18 protein-coding genes are annotated in these 19,204 nt (G+C 52.5%); 5 read left to right on the top strand and 13 right to left on the bottom strand.

Annotation, left to right across the window (positions count from 1 at the left end):
- Positions 1-76: 76 nt before the first annotated feature.
- The 3 genes from dapF to glnA form a co-directional block, all read right to left on the bottom strand.
- Positions 77-913 (bottom strand): diaminopimelate epimerase, encoded by an 837-nt coding sequence (dapF, locus tag B5G27_RS10765; protein ID WP_087178871.1) that lies wholly within the window; start codon positions 911-913, stop codon positions 77-79.
- Positions 914-1,060: 147 nt separating this feature from the next.
- A complete protein-coding gene (locus tag B5G27_RS10770; RefSeq protein WP_087178872.1) occupies positions 1,061-1,609 on the bottom strand; it encodes an ANTAR domain-containing response regulator in 549 nt (182 codons plus the stop codon).
- A gap of 110 nt (positions 1,610-1,719) precedes the next feature.
- Positions 1,720-3,051: a type I glutamate--ammonia ligase gene (gene glnA / locus B5G27_RS10775; RefSeq protein ID WP_087178937.1), complete on the bottom strand. Its 1,332-nt coding sequence runs from the start codon at positions 3,049-3,051 to the stop codon at positions 1,720-1,722.
- A gap of 335 nt (positions 3,052-3,386) precedes the next feature.
- Here glnA and B5G27_RS10780 point away from each other — a divergent pair, with 335 nt between their 5' ends.
- Positions 3,387-3,983: a GTP pyrophosphokinase gene (locus B5G27_RS10780; protein WP_087178873.1), complete on the top strand. Its 597-nt coding sequence runs from the start codon at positions 3,387-3,389 to the stop codon at positions 3,981-3,983.
- 641 nt (positions 3,984-4,624) lie between these two features.
- Positions 4,625-4,756, top strand: coding sequence for a hypothetical protein (locus B5G27_RS16635; RefSeq protein ID WP_275533040.1), 132 nt, complete (start codon positions 4,625-4,627; stop codon positions 4,754-4,756).
- Positions 4,757-4,937: 181 nt separating this feature from the next.
- Here B5G27_RS16635 and B5G27_RS10785 read toward each other — a convergent pair whose 3' ends face one another.
- The 5 genes from B5G27_RS10785 to B5G27_RS10805 all read right to left on the bottom strand — a co-directional run bounded on the left by B5G27_RS10785 (position 4,938) and on the right by B5G27_RS10805 (position 12,266).
- Complete coding sequence (locus tag B5G27_RS10785) at positions 4,938-6,944, bottom strand: alpha-amylase family protein (RefSeq protein ID WP_087178874.1); 2,007 nt, start codon at positions 6,942-6,944, stop codon at positions 4,938-4,940.
- 4 nt (positions 6,945-6,948) lie between these two features.
- Entirely contained in the window at positions 6,949-9,141 is a 2,193-nt protein-coding gene (locus B5G27_RS10790; protein ID WP_087178875.1) for an alpha-galactosidase, read from the bottom strand.
- A gap of 108 nt (positions 9,142-9,249) precedes the next feature.
- Positions 9,250-10,092 carry a carbohydrate ABC transporter permease gene (locus tag B5G27_RS10795; RefSeq protein ID WP_087178876.1) on the bottom strand — a complete coding sequence of 281 codons (843 nt, stop codon included), beginning with the start codon at positions 10,090-10,092 and terminating at the stop codon, positions 9,250-9,252.
- Positions 10,092-10,964 carry a carbohydrate ABC transporter permease gene (locus B5G27_RS10800; RefSeq protein WP_087178877.1) on the bottom strand — a complete coding sequence of 291 codons (873 nt, stop codon included), beginning with the start codon at positions 10,962-10,964 and terminating at the stop codon, positions 10,092-10,094. The genes B5G27_RS10795 and B5G27_RS10800 overlap by 1 nt, the downstream gene beginning before the upstream one ends.
- Positions 10,965-10,982: 18 nt before the next feature.
- Positions 10,983-12,266, bottom strand: coding sequence for an ABC transporter substrate-binding protein (locus B5G27_RS10805; RefSeq protein ID WP_087178878.1), 1,284 nt, complete (start codon positions 12,264-12,266; stop codon positions 10,983-10,985).
- A gap of 206 nt (positions 12,267-12,472) precedes the next feature.
- Here B5G27_RS10805 and B5G27_RS10810 point away from each other — a divergent pair, with 206 nt between their 5' ends.
- The 3 genes from B5G27_RS10810 to B5G27_RS10820 all read left to right on the top strand — a co-directional run bounded on the left by B5G27_RS10810 (position 12,473) and on the right by B5G27_RS10820 (position 16,301).
- Complete coding sequence (locus B5G27_RS10810) at positions 12,473-13,330, top strand: AraC family transcriptional regulator (RefSeq protein WP_087178879.1); 858 nt, start codon at positions 12,473-12,475, stop codon at positions 13,328-13,330.
- An 83-nt stretch (positions 13,331-13,413) separates the two neighbouring features.
- The gene (locus B5G27_RS10815) at positions 13,414-15,123 is read left to right on the top strand and encodes a [Fe-Fe] hydrogenase large subunit C-terminal domain-containing protein (RefSeq protein ID WP_087178880.1); all 1,710 of its coding nucleotides are present in this window, start codon (positions 13,414-13,416) and stop codon (positions 15,121-15,123) included.
- 2 nt (positions 15,124-15,125) lie between these two features.
- Positions 15,126-16,301, top strand: coding sequence for a SpoIIE family protein phosphatase (locus tag B5G27_RS10820; protein ID WP_087178881.1), 1,176 nt, complete (start codon positions 15,126-15,128; stop codon positions 16,299-16,301).
- Positions 16,302-16,460: 159 nt separating this feature from the next.
- On the opposite strand, the gene B5G27_RS10825 is transcribed toward B5G27_RS10820, so the two are convergent.
- The 5 genes from B5G27_RS10825 to B5G27_RS16640 form a co-directional block, all read right to left on the bottom strand.
- Complete coding sequence (locus tag B5G27_RS10825) at positions 16,461-16,649, bottom strand: PspC domain-containing protein (RefSeq protein WP_087178882.1); 189 nt, start codon at positions 16,647-16,649, stop codon at positions 16,461-16,463.
- Between the two features lie 54 nt (positions 16,650-16,703).
- Positions 16,704-17,603 carry a DUF4097 family beta strand repeat-containing protein gene (locus B5G27_RS10830; RefSeq protein ID WP_087178883.1) on the bottom strand — a complete coding sequence of 300 codons (900 nt, stop codon included), beginning with the start codon at positions 17,601-17,603 and terminating at the stop codon, positions 16,704-16,706.
- Positions 17,604-17,606: 3 nt separating this feature from the next.
- The gene (locus tag B5G27_RS10835; RefSeq protein WP_087178884.1) at positions 17,607-18,371 is read right to left on the bottom strand and encodes a DUF1700 domain-containing protein; all 765 of its coding nucleotides are present in this window, start codon (positions 18,369-18,371) and stop codon (positions 17,607-17,609) included.
- A complete protein-coding gene (locus B5G27_RS10840; protein WP_087178885.1) occupies positions 18,368-18,691 on the bottom strand; it encodes a PadR family transcriptional regulator in 324 nt (107 codons plus the stop codon). The genes B5G27_RS10835 and B5G27_RS10840 overlap by 4 nt, the downstream gene beginning before the upstream one ends.
- 322 nt (positions 18,692-19,013) lie before the next feature.
- Positions 19,014-19,145: a hypothetical protein gene (locus tag B5G27_RS16640; RefSeq protein ID WP_275533041.1), complete on the bottom strand. Its 132-nt coding sequence runs from the start codon at positions 19,143-19,145 to the stop codon at positions 19,014-19,016.
- Positions 19,146-19,204 lie beyond the last annotated feature (59 nt).

A 19,204-nucleotide genomic window follows, 5' to 3' on the forward strand; every position in this document is an offset into this window, starting at 1 on the left:
CTCCCAAAAAATCAAGCACTTTTTTAAATTTCTTTACAATCACTTTTTTCGACGGATTTTTCAGTCATTATCCGCTTTATCCCAGCCATTCTCCGTCAAATACAACCTCCGCCGGTCCTGTCATATATACGGTATCCTTTTCTCTGTCCCAGCGGATCTGAAGGTCTCCGCCGAGAAGCCTGACTGTCACTTCATCTTCTGTCAGTCCATTCAGAACGCAGGCCACAGCCACAGCACATGCACCTGTACCGCAGGCAAGAGTTTCCCCTGAACCTCTCTCCCACACACGCATCTCTGCCGTGTGCCGGTCGATCACTCTGACAAACTCCGTATTAACCCGGTTCGGGAATCTCTCATGGCCCTCAAACTTCGGCCCGATCTCCTCCAGCGGGAAATCTCTCACATCACATCCCACAAAGACTACTGCATGCGGATTGCCCATGGATACACAGGTCATCCTGTACTCTTCTCCGCCGACAAGGATCGGTTCATCCACAGCCTTGTCTCCATCTGCCTTTACCGGTATCTTCTGCGGCTCCAGTTCTGGTTTTCCCATATCTACTTTCACAGTCCTGACTTTCCCGTCTTCCACGGTCAGTTCCAGATATTTGATCCCGCCCAGTGTCTCCACGGAAATATCCGTCTTATCCGTCAGGCCATAATCATATACATACTTCGCCACACAGCGTATCCCGTTCCCGCACATCTCTCCGCGGGAGCCATCTGCGTTATACATCTCCATCTCAAAATCCGCCCTGTCAGACGGATTGATCATGATCAGCCCGTCTGAACCGACGCCGAAATGGCGGTCACTGATCCTGCGCGCCAGCTCCGGAGGATTATCGATCTTTTCTTCAAAACAGTTCACATACACATAGTCGTTGCCAAGTCCCTGCATTTTGGTAAATTTCATTCTATATACCACACTTTCTCTTGTTTTCTGCTATCATTTATACCCTGAACCCTGGTCTGTGTCAACCGCTCTTTATTATTTCTGCTCTTTATTATTTCTTTTATCCGGTCGTCATTATTATAAAAAGTATCAATGTCAAAATACAGTTCAGTGATCCATCACTGACAGCACCATCTGTGCGGTCTCAGCCATATTCCTTCCGCCTTCCATGCTCGTCTTCTGCAGGTACCTGTGGGCCTCCTCCTCGGACATGCTGTTCCGCTCCATAAGAAGTGCCTTCGCCTGCTCGATCACCTGGCGTTCTCCGCTGCTTCTCTTCCGAGCTGTTTCCTTTCGTTTCCGTCTGCGGCTTTCCTGCGCCTGGCTTATCATTTCTAATGTATTTAAAAGGTCATATGCTTTGAGCGGGGAAGGAAGCCCTACGATCCCGTCCGGCAGGGAATCGATCCATCTGTCTGACGGGGCGATGAGCAGTATCTCAAATCCGTCCGGCAGGAGCCCCCTTAATTCTGTATAGGGCATATCCTGCAGCCTGGCGCCGCAGATAACGATCCCCTGGTTCCACATTTCCGCATGCTGGAGGACTTTTGAACCAGTCAGGCAGACAGCCGACACCCGGATCCCGGATCTTGTCAGTATATTCCGTATATTTACCGCGTTTTCCCTTTTGGAAAACGCAACAATAATATTCGTCAAATCCGCGTCACCTCCCGCTGTCTGCCCTTATGTTTCCCTTATCTTTTCCCCGATTTCCCCGTTACTCTGTTTTCTCCTTACCTGCCCACACCGTCTGACATGCCATTTTGTCACAGTCTGTAAAGATAATTGGAGATTTCCCAGTCTGTCACCTGCATACAGTAGTCGTGGTACTCTTTTTTGTGCGCTTTGATGATCTTATCCGCCAGCCGTCTCCCGAGCACGTCCAGGACAAGCTCATCCTTCTCCAACTCTTCAACAGCCTCTTTCAGGGATCTCGGGAGCTCCTGTATGCCAAGCTCCGCCCTTCTCTGAGGCGTCATTTTCTGGATATCCTCGTCAATGCAGTCCGGCGGCATGATCTGATTCCTGATGCCGTCCATCCCTGCTTCCAGCAGAACCGCAAGAGCCAGGTATGGATTGGCGGCAGCATCCGGGCTGCGCAGCTCGATCCTTGTATTGACCCCTTTCCCGGAAGGCACCCGGATCAGCGGCCCGCGCGTCCTTGACGACCATCCCATATAAACCGGCGCTTCATACCCAGGCACAAAGCGTTTATAAGAATTTATTGTAGGATTTGTGATACAGGTGACGGCCTTCATATGCTTCATAAGCCCGCCGATAAAATAATACCCTTCCCGGCTCAGCCCATTCACATCCTCACTGTCCTGGAATACATTCACTCCGCCGCGGTCCAGGGACAGGTTGACATGCATTCCCGAACCGTAAGTCTCGATCCTCGGCTTCGGCATAAAAGTCGCATGCAGGCCGTGTCTCTTTGCGATCGTCTTCACGACCAGTTTAAATGTCATCAGATTATCCGCTGTCACAAGAGCCTCATCATAACGAAAATCAATCTCATGCTGCGCCGGCGCGATCTCATGATGGGACGACAGGATCTCAAACCCCATCTCTTCCAGCGTCAGCACCATATCACGCCTTGCGTTCTCTCCGAGATCCAGCGGACCTACGTCAAAATACCCGCCCTGCTCATGAGTCAGCGTGGTAGGCAGGCCGTCCTCATCCGTATGGAACAGGAAGAACTCGCACTCAGGACCTGCATTTAACGTATATCCCATCTCAGCCGCCCGGGCGATCGCCCTCTTGAGCACATATCTCGGATCCCCCTCATAGGGCGTCCCGTCCTGTCTGTACACATCGCAGATCAGCCTCGCCACCTTGCCCTGCTGGGGTCTCCACGGGAAAATCTCAAACGTACTCAGGTCCGGGTAAAGATACATATCCGAATCCAGCTCCCCTGAGATCCCTTCCAGGGAAGATACGTCAAACATACATCGGTTATCCAGCGCTTTCTCAAGCTGGCTCACCGTAACCGCCATATTTTTCATCGTCCCGAAAATATCCGTAAACTGCAGCCGTATAAACGCCACATCCTCCTCTTCCACCATCCTCAGGATATCTTCCTTTGTGTAATCGTGCATATAAAATGAAACCTCCTTCCATTCCGTTTCCGATCTGTTTTCTCTCTGATAATGAAGAAAAGGGCGTTCTCCACCTGTGGGAAACGCCCTTGTTTCTTTGCCCATTATATAATCCTCCGGCCCAATTGTCAAATCAAATCTGGGGAAGCCCCGGTCACTGTTCACGGACCCCCCTGAATCGTTTACCCTCGGATCACAGTCCCTGACCTCATCATCCGGGGCGGACTTATATCCCGGACTTTATGTTTTTATAATGAAACCATAATATTTCAAACACATCTTTTTCACAATTTTGCAATAAACTGGTCACTGTTGTTGAAGGGAGTATGATACAGATGACAAAAGAACAATACTATGCACTGATCCATCCATATTCTGACGCAGCCAGCCTGGTCCTCGCGCGGCTGGATGTCCTGAACCATCAGGCAGGCGATCAGGAAGAGAGCCGCCCGATCCACGGGATCAGCAGCCGTATCAAAGATAAAGCAAGCATTGAACAGAAGCTGAAAAAGAAACATGCCGGGGAGAGTCCCGAAGACGCGAAAGCACTTTTACACGATATTGCAGGGATCCGGGTGATCTGCTTTTTTGAGCGTGATATACGCCATCTGGCTGACTGCCTGAAAAAACAGTCTGACCTGATCATCATTAAAGAAAAAGATTACATAAACACCCCCAAGTCCAACGGCTACCGCAGCTACCACCTTATCCTGGGTGTCCCGATCTATTATATGGACGGGATGGAATATTATCCCGTTGAGATTCAGTTCCGCACGATCTCCATGGATTTCTGGGCCGCAATGGAGCACAGGATCTGCTATAAAAACCAGCCCTTTAACGAAATGGAAATGCGCAGCGCCTTCCGGCAGTACTCCGAGATACTGGAAGGAATGGAAAAATCATTTGAGGTGTACAGTGAAAACAATCGGTAAATCTGGATTTGCGGGGGAGCCGTCCTGTTGGCTAAACGTCCGAAAACAGTGAAGCGCAGTTATAGAAGACGTATTCAGCACGGGTGTGTGGGTGGCTTCGGCTCCGGGGCTCCGTGGCAGCAAAAACTAAGAAATCCGGGACTATGCTAAAAGCAGAGATCAGCAGGGAGCAACTCGGCGTTGCCTCAGACAAGCCCCCTGCTGATCTCAACGCATAGTCCCGGATTTCAAGTTTTTTCAAGCCTCTCCGCAGTCACCTCAGACACCCACACACCCGCGCTGAAAGGTTTTCGAAAAAGGCGCTCCGCTGTTTTCTGGTTTACTCAAGCCGGAAGGTTCCCCGACAAATGCAGCGTTTAAAAACGTAGCGAGAAGGGAACTTTCCCGACAAAAGATAAAACTACTCTGGTCGGGAGAAACTTACAGCGAAGAGGATTTCCCAGCCAAAAGATAACCTTCCCCCAGCCGGCAGAATTCTATCACAAGAGAGGCACAGCTTGCTGGGCCAAATCGAACGGCTAATCCCCTCCCGGAAGTCCGCGGTCCCTTCCGATTAATAAATCTTCCTGTTTCGCCACAGAAGCTCCCCTTTCATCCAACTTTCGAAATCCTGCATTTGCCTGCGGGGACCTTCCGATCGGATGTGCGCAGAAAACCGACCCTTTGATGCGCCTTTCGCGGCGGGCGGGGATATGGCGACGGTGACTTGGAGTAATCTGCTGGAAAGACTTAAAAGAATGGGATGCGGCGTTAATTTCAAAGCGGATGCCTGAGCCGCAGGCGAATCTTCCGCTTTGGAATTGTCCTTAGCCGTATCCCATTCTTTTTACGTCTTTCCCAGATTACGGAACCGGAACCTGAGCCATATCCCCGTCCGCCGCGAAAACGTCCTGCAACAAACCGACGGTTTTCGGACGTCATATTCACAAGGAAGGCTCCCCCACAAATACAGATTTATCTCTCCAGCCAGAGGAACCCCCATGACTGCAGCCTGGTTTTTTCTATCACTTCTCTCTTCCCGGTCAGCAAGTCTGTGTAATCTGTGACCTCGGGCATCCAGATTTCTTTTTCTTCATCGCTGAAGTTGAACACTGCGTGAAGCTCTCTTCCTTCCGCCTTCCTGACGATCCAGAGGATGGAGGTGTCGCTGTAATCTTTTGTGTATACCTCTGCGTCCGCGCTGAAGACGGCGTCGTTCCTGCGGATTTCTTCCAGCCTGGTGAGGGCATGGAAGATCTTTTCCTGCACGCTTCCCTCTTTTTCTATATTTTCCGCCAGGTCCCAGCAGAATTTTCCCCTGTGGATGTAGCGGGAGTCCGGCGCTTTATCCGGGTCGTCTTTGTAAGTATAGTCGTTGACCTGTCCGATCTCGTCCCCGCTGTATAGCATAGGGATGCCGGACTGGGTAAACATGTACGCATGGAGCATGATGTCTTTTATCACCGCACGCTCCATTTTCTCCTCATCCTGCTCGAAGCCGGCGCTCTCGATCCCACACATGGAAGCCGTAGTGGCGCAGAAACGTGCGTCCCCTGTCACCGGGTCTTCGTTGTACAGTTCGCCCCTGCTGACGCTGCCCTCTGTCCTGCCCTGGAAATAATCGTTCAGGTATTTTTTGTGCGGCACTTCTTTCATGCCCCACTCGCTGAGCGTCGCGTAGTCCAGTCCCCAGCCGATATCGTCATGGCACCGGAGATAATTCAGGAATGTGTACTCTTTCGGGAGCGAGCAGACGATATCCATCTGCTTCCTCAAAAGCCGCACATCCCGGGTCGCCACTGTGTTCCATGTCGTTGCCATTGTAGTGACATTGTAGAGCATGTGGCATTCCGGCTTCTCTACCGTGCCGAAATACGGCGCCACCTTTTCCGGCTCCATGACCACTTCTCCGAGGAGCACGATGCCCGGGCACACGATCTCACCGATCATGCGCATCATCCGCACGATCGTATGCACCTGCTGCAGGTTCCGGCAGTTCGTCCCCAGTTCCTTCCAGATATAGGGCACCGCGTCGATCCGGATGATGTCCATCCCCTGGTTTGCCAGATAGAGGAAGTTGTACATCATTTCATTAAACACTCTCGGGTTGCGGTAATTCAGATCCCACTGGTACGGATAAAATGTGGTCATCACATAATGTCCGATCTCCGGCAGCCAGGTAAAATTCCCCGGCGCTGTTGTCGGGAATACCTGGGGCACAGTCTTCTCGTATTCCGCAGGGATCGACGGATCTGCGTAGAAGAAATACCGGCTCATATATTCGCCGTCTCCCTGGCGCGCCTTCACCGCCCACTCATGGTCCTCGGACGTATGGTTCATGACAAAGTCCATGCACAGACTGATCCCTTTTTCGTGGCACTTATCCGCCAGCTCTGCCAGGTCGTCCATGGTCCCCAGTTCCGGTTTCACTTTGCGGAAATCCGCCACCGCGTATCCGCCGTCAGACCTGCCCTTCGGCGAATCAAGGAACGGCATGAGATGGATATAATTCACATTGCATTTCTCAAGATACGGGAGCTTTTCCTGCACTCCTTTGAGGTTCCCGGCAAAATTGTCGATGTACATCATCATGCCGACCATATCCCGGCTGCGGTACCATTTCCCTTCTTTTTCCCGCTTTAAGTCAAGAGCCTTGAGGCTCTCTTTTCTCGAATCATAATAACGCTTCATCTGATCGCAGAGTTCTGCAAACATATCAGAATTTCCATATAACTCCATATACAGCCAGCGCAGCTCGTCATGGTGGCGGCTCAGCCTCTCTGTAAATACACGGTCCTCCTCAGCCGCCGTCCGGCCTGCTGCCTCAGGCCTGGCCGGTGCTGAGTGAACTGCTGCCCCGGTTCCGTCTATCTGCGCTGCTCTGTCCGCTGCCCCGGACCTTGCCGCCGCTGAATGAACCGCTGCCGCGCCCTGCTTTCCTGCCGCTGTATTCCTTTTTCTGTTTCCCTTTCTCTTTGCCATGGTCTCACTCCCCCTGCTCTTCCTGTACGAAATGCCACTGGTACGCCCTGTATTCGCCCAGCTCTACCGGGACCGGGATCCCTGCTTCCATGAGCGCTGTGCTGTTGTATGTCCTGCCGCTCTCCTCCTCGCGGTATACGGTATTTTCCGCCAGGCCCCTGAGCTTGATATAGGACACATCCATATTGGCATGCTGCCGGATCGTCACCGCCTGGACGAGCGCTTCTTTTCCGTCTTCTGAGGCAAATTCCCACGCCCCTGTGTCCGCTGTCTGCGGATCTGTCAGGCGGTAGTACAGCCCCTGCTGGACGAGCCGCGCGTACTTTTTGTACTCTTTGATCTGACCGCGGATCTCATCCTTTTCTTCTTCGCTCAGCTTGTTGAGATCCAGTTCATAGCCGAAGGTCCCCGGCGTCGCTGCCACTGCCCTGGTCTTAAGCGACGTGACCCTGCCGGTCTGGTGGTTCGGCGATGCTGAGACGTGCGACCCTACGGAAGACACCGGATAGATAAACGATGTGCCGTACTGGATCTCCAGACGGTCTATGGGATCCGTATTGTCGCTGCACCAGATCTGCGGCGTGTAATAGAGCATCCCGGCGTCAAACCTGCCGCCGCCTCCGCTGCACCCCTCGATCAGGATATCCGGGTAGCGCTGCACGATGCGCTCCAGGAAGTCATACAGGCCGAGGACATAGTCGTAGAGCACTCTGCCCTGCCCGTCTCCGGTCGCGGAGTACACGTCCGCGATGCTCCGGTTCATATCCCATTTGATATACTCGATATTCCCCTGGTCCAGGACCGCGCAGATCTTATCATAGATATAGTCCACCACTTCTTTTCTGGAGAAGTCCAGGACGAGCTGGTGCCTGGAGCGGTTCGGCCGGCGCCCCGGTATCACGAACGCCCAGTCCGGGTGCTCCCGGTAGAGGCTGCTGTCTTCATTTACCATTTCCGGCTCGATCCAGATGCCGAACTTCATCCCCATAGCATTGATCCTGCGGATGAGCTCTCCCAGGCTGCAGCCCAGCTTTTCCTCGTTGACCGTCCAGTCGCCCAGCCCCCTGAGCTCACTGTCCCGGTTCCCGAACCAGCCGTCGTCCATGACGAACATCTCGATCCCAAGATCCGCCGCCTGCTCAGCCAGCTTCACCAGATCCTCTCCGGTAAAGTCAAAATAGAATGCTTCCCAGCTGTTCAGGAGGATAGGACGGACGCTCTCTTTATATTTGCCTCTGCACAGATGCCCGCGCATGCACCGGTGCAGGTTCTGGGAGAGTTTCCCGATTCCTTCGGAGGAATAGCTTAAGATTACCTCCGGCGACTGGAACTCTTCCCCCGCCTCAAGGGAATAGGCGAACTGCTCCTCGCACAGCCCCATGAGCAGCCTTGTCTGATAATACTGATCCATCCCTGCCTCACTCTGGAATCCGCCGCTGTAGACAAAGGACATGGCATAACATCCGCCCGCGGTCTCTGTAGTCTCCCGCTCCGCCAGGATCACTGCCGGATTGTACTGATGGCTGGAAGTGCCCCTCAGGCTGCCGATCTTCGAGACCCCATGGCCCACAGGGAGCCTCTGGTAATTGCGCTCCATCGCATGGCGCCCGTAAAAGGTGATAAAGTCATACTCGCCGCCCAGCATGTCCAGACATGCCGGGGCCAGCTTTTTGACCGACACGTGTCCGCTGCTCCCGTTTACGATCTTTACGCTCCTCGTGATCACATCGTACTCGGGAAGCACGCCGTAGTACAGCACTGCCTGCACCTTTGAGACCCTGTCCTCCAGCACCACTTCCAGCGTCTGTGCTTCCTCTGCATCCGCGTACACTGCCGGCAGGCCTTTCAGAGAATATTTCCCCTCTCTGATGCTGTGGCTCACATACCGGAAATCGCTGCTGTATGTGCGGTCCGTGTTCTTGATGATGCAGGCAGGCGTCCTGTAATCTCCTGTGCCAAGCGACGGGAATTCCTGTGGGAGAGCATCCATTGAGTAGGTCTTATCCTTGCCCGCGTCATACGGATTCCCGGAAAAGCCTCTGTCGTAAAACGTCAGCAGGTAATCCATACAGCCGTCCGCCCGTTTCCCGTAATACAGATGGAGCAGGAACCCATACCGGTCCACCTGCATCTGGTAAGTCGTGTTCTTCGTGTGCAGAGTAAGTGTCTTCTGCTTTTCATCATATAATATGCTCATATTTAAGTCTCTCCTGATCTGTTTCTATCATAAATATAATAAGCGGGTGAATGTACTTCTCTGCACATAACACCCGCTCATGCAGGATGCGCGGATGCGCATCGCCACTTACTTCACGGCGCCGTTTACAACTCCATTGATGATATGTTTCTGGCAGATCACATAGAAGATAATGATCGGGATCAATGCCAGAAGATAAGACGCAAACGCCAGGTTATAGTTCGTACCGAACTGTGTCTGGAAAGTCAGCTGCGCCAGAGGCAGTGTGTTCTGTCCTTTTCCTGACATGATGATCAGAGGCGTCATAACGTCATTCCATACCGCAAGGGCTGTGATGACCGCAACCGTCGCGTGCATCGGCTTCATGATCGGGAAGATGATGCTCCAGAACGTCCGCCATGTGCTCGCCCCGTCTACCCTCGCCGCTTCTTCCAGAGCGATCGGGATATTTACGAGATATCCTGTGTAAAGAAGTAAATTCATCGGCATATAGAATACCACATACAGCAGGATAACGCCAGCCCAATTATCAAGGTGCATCTCAGCGGTCTGCTTTGCCAGCGGCATCATCAGGATCGCGAACGGGACAAACATACCGCTTACGATAAACAGGTAGATCACATTGTAGATCTTGCTGTGCGCTTTATTCCTTCCCACCGCATATCCCATCAGGGCATGGAGCAGGATGCAGAGCACTACCGTGGTCACTGTCACCAGAAGGCTGTTCCCCAGGGAACGCCAGAAATCCGTAAGTTCCATGGCCTGTGCAAAATTGCTCAGGCTCCAGGATGACGGGAGCGACAGGATGCCGGAAATGCTGTTGGTCATTTCAGAGGGCTGCTTGAACGCGATCACGATGGTCATATACAGCGGGAACGCCACTGTCAGCAGTCCGATAAACAGAAGGATCGTAACAGGCCAGTTGATTCTTGCTTTCATTTTCTCATACATTATAACTGTTCCTCCTTCTTACTTGATATGGTCATCTGCGCCACAGAGATCGCCACGATCACAATGAAGAATACGACCGCATTGGCGCTCTGGTAGCCAAAGCTTCCGCCGGACAGACCGTTATTGTAGATCAGATAGGAGATGGACTCTGTGCTCTGCTCAGGACCTCCCTTTGTCATTGCCATGATCTGGTCAAATACCATCAGGAAGTTCTTCACACAGAGTACCATGTTGATCGTAAAGAACGGGATGATCAGCGGGAAGGTCAGGTATTTAAATTTCTTCCACCCTGTCGCGCCGTCCAGGTCGCCCGCCTCGTACACATCCTCAGGCACTGTCTGGAGCCCGGAGATATAGATGATCGTATTCATGGCGATGGACTGCCATGCACACACGATCACAATGGCGATCCATGCGGTCTTGCTGCTGGAGAGCATACTGGAGCTCAGAGCCTCGATCCCCAGCGCGTCGCCCAGCCCCGGAAGGATATATGTAAAGAAATACTGGAAAATGTATCCTACGACCAGCGCCCCGAGCACGTTCGGGATAAAGTATGCCGCGCGCAGGAAGGTTTTCCCTTTGATCTTGCTGTTCAGTCCGAGGGCAAGGAGAAGGCTGATCACATTCGTCACGATCGTCGCCACGATGGCGAGCTTGATGGTGAACCAGTAAGAACCGCCGATCCTCGGATCAGTAAACAGGTCGATGTAATTGCGGAACCCCACAAAGTCATAAGTCCCAAAGCCTTTGAAGTTTGTAAAGCTGTAGATGACACCGCGGATCAGCGGTATCGTATTAAAGCAGACAAACAGTGCCAGGATCGGTATGGTGATCAGCATATAAGTCCGCTTGCTGTCGTTTGCATGTTTCATAATCTGCCCGCTCCTTTCCTATTTGTCAGTCCCGTGTTCTTCGTTGTACTCCTGTACCGCACGGATGATGTCTCTGTTATATCTCTGCCAGTCTTTGTCGAATTTCGCCAGGAACGCGTCCACATCCTTGTTGATCAGGAATGTCTGGATCTGTGCGTCCACCGCCATCTCGGACGGATAGTAGTGGTCCTGGTAGTCCGTCATATTACCGGACTCGATAAACGGCGACATCCCGTCCAGCATGGGCGCCAGCTCGAAATCTCCCTCTTTGCACGGCACCGCGTTCTGGTCGTCGATATAAGCCTGGATGTTTTCATCCGCCAGCAGGAAATCGAGCACCTCATACGCCGCATCCTTATTCTCGCACGCCGCGGTCACCGCAAACATCAGGTCAACTCCTGAGTTCAGCGTATTCTTTGACGCATCGTCATTCCCCGGGGTTACGAAGGAATCAATGTTCATCTCCGGATTCACGGAGAGGATCTGAGGCACCGCATAGCTTCCGATCGGGTACATCGCTGACTCTCCGTTGGCAAACGCGGTACACGCGTCATTGTATCCGTATGCGAACGGGTCCTCCGGCCCGTAGCTTACCAGTTCCAGACATTTCTCCGCTGTCTCCCGGTATTCATCCGTGAATGTGGTCTCTCCTGCGTTCACCTGCTTACATGTATCCGCAGGCGCCAGGTCAACGGCAAGGGAGTTCCACGGCGCCAGGCAGGTCCATGTATCTCGGAACCCAAAATAGAACGGCAGGATCCCCTCTGCCTGGATCTCCTCACAGAGATCGATCAGCTCACTCCATGTCTCCGGTATCTCCCATCCATGCTCCTCGAACATATCCTTGTTGTACAGGATGCCCGCCGCATTCGCCACATAGGGCACGCCGTACGTCCCGTCCGTGGGAGTGATCTCCAGCGCTTCCAGGATATCCACATAGGATTCCTTGATGTCCGCCAGCCCCGGATAGTCCGATACATCCGCGAGGATATCTGCATCTACATAATAGGAGTAGTTGATATCCCCCCCTATGCCGATAATGTCCGGGTAATCTTCCCTTACGAACCGTGTCCTCATGATCGTACTGGCATCATTCGGCGAACTGATGGTCAGATGGATGTCATCGTGAGACGCATTGAACTCCTCCTCCACCTTGTCGAAATACGCTGCTGCCTCTGGTTTGTACTGGAGGATCTCGATCTCCGTTTTCCCTGAGTTTTCATCCGCACCGCATCCCGGAAGGATGGCCGCTGCCAGCATGGCTGCTGCCAGAGCCATGCTAATCGCATTTTTTCTTTTCATCGTAGTCCCAGCTCCTTCCTTTAGCCTTAAACTTTTCTTTGTCTTATTATAACATTTCAAAATGCGTCCTAAAATATCTTCATTTCTTTTATTTTATACCAATATTCAACTTATACATTGTTTATATAAAGTGTAGTCGCATTATGGTATATTTTGCGCTATAATAGCCGTAAAGACATGCATTAAGAACAGTGGAGATGATACAGATGAGTGATTTTTTGTTTTCCGTATTTCCCAATGAAAATTTCGTAGACCTGGGGCTGTACCAGTTCGGCAAGGAACAGTGCGTGCCTGCCCACTCCTTCGGCCCCGCATCCAGGAACCATTACCTCTTCCACTATGTCCTGTCCGGCACAGGGCGTCTCATGGCAAATGATTCCAAGGGACAGACGAAGGAATACCAGATTAAGAGCGGCCAGGGGTTCATGATCTTCCCCAAGCAGATCAACACCTACATCGCAGACCAGGAGCTTCCATGGGAATATGCATGGATCGAATTCGACGGGCTCAGGGCAAAGGAGATCGTCGAGCTCGCGGGGCTTACCCCGGACCACCCGGTGTATCACGCCTCGTCAAAAGAGCTGCGGGAACTCATGAAAGACGAGATGCTCTACATCGCGGAGCACGGGGACGCGTCCCCCTTCCATCTGATCGGGCATCTCTTCCTCTTCATCGACTACCTGTCCCGCTCCTCTGTGACCATGCACCTGTCGTCCAACGGGAAGGTCCGCGACTTCTATATTAAAGAAGCGCTGAATTATATTGAACAGAATTTCCAGAATGATATCTCCGTAGAAGGGATCGCGCAGTTCTGCGGGCTGAACCGCACGTATTTCGGAAGGATCTTCAAAGGAGCCGTGGGCAAGTCCCCGCAGGAATTCCTCTTAAGCTACCGCATGACAAAAGCCGCGGAACTGCTGAAGCTGACCAGGCTCTCCATCAGCGACGTCGGAAACGCTGTGGGATATCCGAACCAGCTCCACTTCTCGCGGGCATTTAAAAACACATACGGAGTCTCGCCCCGGGAGTGGCGGAGCCAGAACCAGATAACTCACGGAGAGTAGATCTGTCTCTGGATATTCCACTCCCGCTCTGGTAAAATAGGGGCAATAGATAAAACGAAGAATAGACAAGGAGGTTTTGCGGGATGAAGGTCATTGACTTTAAAGATGCAAAATGCCGTCACTGTTACAAATGTGTGCGCAACTGCGCGGTAAAAGCGATCTCAGTCAAGGATGAGCAGGCGAGGATCATGGTGGACCACTGCATCAACTGCGGACGCTGCCTGGAGGTCTGTCCTCAGAATGCAAAGACATTTGCCAGCGACATGGAACGTGTAAAAGACTATCTGCGGCAGGGATTTAAGACCGTTATATCCATCGCCCCGTCCTATGCGGGCGTGCTGGAATTCGACACGCCCGGACAGGTCGTGGACGCTCTCCAGAAGCTGGGATTCCGGGAAGTCCGCGAGACCGCGGAGGGCGCTGCCCTTGTGACGAACGAATACAAAAAACTGGTGCGGCAGAACGAAATGCCGAACATCATCACCACATGCTGCCCGAGCGTGAACGACCTGATCGAGAAGTATTACCCGGACTGCGCGAAGCTGATGGCGCCCGTCGTATCCCCGATGACCGCCCACGGACGGTATATCAAGAAGATCTACGGGCCGGATGTAAAGGTCGTCTTCCTCGGGCCCTGTATCGCGAAAAAGCAGGAGGCTATCGGGGATGAGAGAGTATTTGGCGCGGTGGACGCGATCCTTACTTTTGAGGAGCTGGCGGACTGGCTCCACGAGGAAGGGATCGATCTGCATCAATGCGAAGATAAGCCCATGGGAAACCCGAATCCGAAGATCAACCGCCTCTATCCTGTGAGCGGCGGCGTGATCCAGTCTGTGATCACAGAAGAGGATGCGGACGGATACCACAAGGTATTTGTAGACGGGCTGGAAAACTGTATGGAAATGCTGGAATGTCTCCGGAAAGGTGAGCTGGACCACTGTTTCATCGAGGCGAACGTCTGCGAGGGCGGATGCGCGAAGGGCCCGGCATCCGCGCACTGGAACACTTCCTATGTAAAGACGAAAGTAAAGATCGAGAACGTCGTATCTTACAAGGCGGCGAGAGACCTGCCCGACATGAGCACAGAAGAACTGGCGAAAGAATTCGGCGACCACAGCCTGTCGGATATCATGCCGTCAGAAGAACAGATCCGCAGGATCCTAAGGTCCACAGGGAAATATTCCCCGGAGGACGAACTGAACTGCGGCGCGTGCGGGTATTCCACCTGCCGCGAAAAGGCGGTCGCTGTCTTCCAGGGCAAGGCTGAGCTGTCCATGTGCATGCCGTATGCGCTGGCGCAGGCAGAGTCCATGTCCAATGTAGTCATGGATGTGACCCCGAACATGATCTTTGTGATCGGCAGCGACATGCGCATCCTGGACTGCAACCGGAAAGGTCAGGAACTCCTTGGCGTAGGGCACGAAGAGGCGGTCCAGAGATACATATTCGAATTCATAGAGACCGAAGATATCGAGACAGCTCTTCTCACAAGAGAGCCTGTGCTGCACAAGAAGATCCAGCTCGAAAACGGCAGGATGGTCGCTGAGGAGACCATCGTGTACATCGAAAACCTGGATGCTGTCCTCGTCACATTCCAGGATGTGACAAGGGATGAAAAGATCCGGGAACAGCACTATAACCTGAAAGTAGAGACCGTGGAAATGGCGCAGAAAGTCATTGAGAAGCAGATGATGGTGGCTCAGGAGATCGCAGGGCTCCTCGGCGAGACGACCGCAGAGACAAAGGTCACCCTCACCAGGCTCAGAGATTCGATCCTGAACGAGGAGGAATGACTATGAGCGTGAGTATCGATGTGGCTTGGAAAAGCCTGAATAAACAGAACGAAGAACTCTGCGGAGACAAGGTTGAGATCATCAAGACACAGGATTCGGATATCATGATCCTGGCGGACGGCATGGGCAGCGGGGTGAAGGCAAACATCCTCGCCACACTGACATCCAAGATCCTGGGAACTATGCTCTACGAGGGGGCTGACATCGAGTCCTGCGTGGAGACGATCGCCAAGACACTCCCCATCTGCAAGGTCCGGAAAGTCGCTTACGCCACGTTTTCCATCCTCCAGATCTTCCACAGCGGGGAGGCGTATCTGGCGGAATTCGACAATCCGTCCTGCGTCTTCATCCGCGACGGGAAGATCGTGAAATATCCCTATGAGACGCGGGAGATCGGCGGGAAAAAGATCCATGAGTACCGCTTCCAGGTAAAAAAGAACGACTGTTTTGTGCTGATGAGCGACGGGGTCATCTACGCAGGGGCAGGCTCCATCCTCAATCTCCAGGGCTGGACCTGGGAGGCAATGGCGGAATATACACTGAAATGTACGAAAAAGACCATGTCCGCGTCCAGGCTCGCAGTGATGCTCAGCCAGGCATGCGATGAACTGTATGAAGAAAAGCCCGGTGATGACACAACCGTGGCAGTGGCGCGGGTGATCGACCGCAGAGTGGTCAATATCTTCACCGGCCCTCCCAGATCAAAGGACGACGATGAGCGGCTGATGCACGAGTTCATGCATACCGAGGGGAAAAAGGTCGTGGCAGGCGGCACGAGCGCCAATATCGCCGCGCGTATCCTGGGCCGGGAGATCATAACAAAGGTGGACAGCCGGAACCCGGATGTACCGCCCATGGCGACACTGGAAGGCATAGACCTGGTCACAGAGGGCGTGCTGACCCTCGGGAAATGCCTGAAGATCCTGAAAAAATACGTCAATGACGAATTCGACGCAGAGTTCTTTGACGAACTGGACGCAGACAACGGAGCCTCCCGGCTGGCAAAGCTGCTGATCGAAGACTGCACGGAGCTGAACCTTTTCGTCGGCACGGCAGTCAATGAGGCGCATGCCGAGTCAGAGCTGAACTTCGACCTGAGCATGCGGCAGAACCTCGTGGACCAGCTGATCGCCACGGCAGAAAAAATGGGGAGGACGGTAACTGCCAAATACTACTGAAATCTGTATTTGCGGGGGAGCCTTCCTGTTGGCAAAACGTACGAAAACAGTGAAGCGCAGATATCGGAGCCATATCCCCGTCCATCGCGAAAACCTCCTGCAGCAAACCGGCGGTTTTCGGACGTTCAGCCATCGGCCGGCTCCCCCACGAATACCGTTTTACATCGGTTTGTCCGGTATGATGACCGCTGCTATGATATACGCGAGTATCCCGCCGCCCGTACACCCGAACAGCACGAAGAGCAGCCGGATCAGAGTCGGGTCTATATTAAAGTATTCTCCAATGCCTCCGCACACTCCGCAGAGCATTTTATTTGTTCTTGATCGATATAACTTTTTATCTGTCATTTTGCTTCTCCTTCCTTAATAGCCAAATCTTATTTTTCCATTTTCCCGGCAGCGTTATTCAAAATTGATCTCTACTCTTCCCATGTCGCATTCCGCTTTGACCCTGCAGTCGCTCCCGTTGTCTATTTCTTTTTTATTCACGATCCCGTTGTATAACTCTCCGTCTATCATCAGTTCTCCAACAGCACATTTTAATTCATAGTCGTAAGCGTCCGCTGTCCCCGGCAGGGTGCACAGCACTTCTCCAATATTACAATCAAGCTCTGCTGATCCTGTCACTTCGCCTTCCAGTATGATCTGCCCGACGCCGCATTCTGCGTCCAGCCGCTCTGCCGAGAAAGCGGAAACAATGATCTGTCCCGCATCCGTCTTTACTTCCAGTTCCCTGGCTTCTATTTCTGACAACTCGATGAGCCCTGCCTTTGCATCCGCCGTTATTTTCTGAAAATAAATCCACCGCGGCACGCTGATATACATGATGCCGCTGTCCTGGGTATTCAGACGTCCCCGGTCTTCCATATGGACCTGGAGTTCTGAGCCATCCTGGGTGACTGTTATCATATCCTTCAGGTCATCCCTGCACTGAGAAGTATCTACGACGATATCGCCGGCGTAAACTTCTCCCAGCTCTTCATCATACGGCAGTACACAGACCGACATACCGGTAAGTTCAAGATCCAGCTCATCGATCCCTGAGTAAGATGTTATATCTCTCCCGTTGATCTCACCCGGGGTGTACTCCCCGTCCGGCAGCTCGGATACATCCGTGGTCACTGTAACTTCATTCCTGATCCGGATCCCCAGCCGGTCCATCCAGTCTCTTACGATATGTTCATCCTGTTCGTCCCGCAGAAGCGCAAGCCCGCCCAGAGCAGTGCCGGCAACGGCGAGGAAAATCCCGATGGCAGCCAGGACTGCACATATGATCCAGAAAATCTTCCATCCTTTTTTCATTTTTTACACCGCCTTTCCATAGATCGGGCGCCTGCACAGGCTGACAAATCCTCTGATCATAGCCGGATACACTATCATACAGAGTTTTACGGTACCCACAGTTGCCATCAGCCCCAGTACGAACAGCAGTATACCCACTCCTGTGACGATCATACCCGCAGGTGGGATGACTAGAAGCGCCAGTCCGGTTACAGCTACGACACCGCCTGAGATCATGACCGCTATCGCGGCAATGACAAGTCCTGCAAAGAAAAAGAACACTGCTGCCGCCACTCCGAGCACGATCCCGGCCACTCCCAGGGTCACTGGCCAGATGACGATCGCTATAAGGACGATCAGCAAGATCTTCAGACCTCTGCTGGTCCATGGGGCGTCTTTCTGAGCCGTTCCATTTCCCCGACCGTTTTCCTGCCCGTTTCCATATCCATATCCATTTCCATTTCCCTGTCCATTATTATAGCCGTCTGCTCCTGTCCTGCCGCCGGCCCCGCTGCCGGGACCTGCTCCCTGGCCGGAGCGCTGCCCGTATTTTTCCATATAATCTTTATGGTCAAAACGGGACTCGTCGAATTCTGTCCCAAAATAATCTGCCTTTATCGACTCTGCCACTTTCTCCGGGCTTCCCAGTTCCCTGATCGCCTCAGCCTCATTTTCCTCGCCTGCATCCGCTAAATAATCAACATAATACTGTATCGCTGCCTGGCGCTCTTCCTCCGGGATCCCGGATAACCGCTGTTCAAGTTCAGCCAGAAATTCCACACGGTTCATGCAGTTACACCTCCCTCAAATATCTCGTTGATCTTCTGGATATAAATCTTCCACTCTGATTTATACAGATTCAGCTGCGCCATCCCCCGGGACGTCACCTTATAATACCGTCTGTTCCTGCCGTCAAACTGCCTGTCATAGACCTCCAGGCATTCATCCTTCTGGAGCCTGCGCAGGACCGGATACAGCGTGGACTCAGATACATCGATCACCTTACGCACATCCTGCGTGATCCGGTAACCATACGTCCCTTCGTCTTCCATAGAGACGACTGCCAGAACGATAGCATCCAGAAGCGCCGCGCCTGTATTAAATACCATGCGATCACCCTTTCTGTCTAATATCTTATTATTAAAACAATTTGCAATATTGTATTGTTTTCTATATTATATTCTATATAATATTATCTGTCAATGCAATATTACTTAAGTTATACTTAAGAATTCCTAAAGAAAGCCAATCTGTATTTGTGGGGGGGGAACCAGCTGATTGGATATGGGTACGAAAACCGTGGGTTTGATTGAGGACGTTTTCGCGGCGGGCGGGGATATGGCTTGGGTTCCGGTTCCGTAATCTGGGAAAGACGTAAAAAGAATGGGATACGGCTAAGGACAATTTCAAAGCGGAAGATTCGCCTGCGGCTCAGGCATCCGCTTTGAAATTAACGCCGCATCCCATTCTTTTAAGTCTTTCCATCAGATTACTCCAAGTCACCGCCGCCATATCCCCGCCCGCCGCGAAAGGTGCATCAAAGGGTCGGTTTTCTGCGTGCATCCGATCGGAAGGCCCCCGCAGGCAAATGCAGGATTTCGAAAGTTGGGTGAGAAGGGAGC

It is taken from the genome of Lachnoclostridium sp. An76 (assembly GCF_002161355.1).
GTDB classification, from domain to species: Bacteria; Bacillota; Clostridia; order Lachnospirales; family Lachnospiraceae; genus Mediterraneibacter; species Mediterraneibacter caccavium.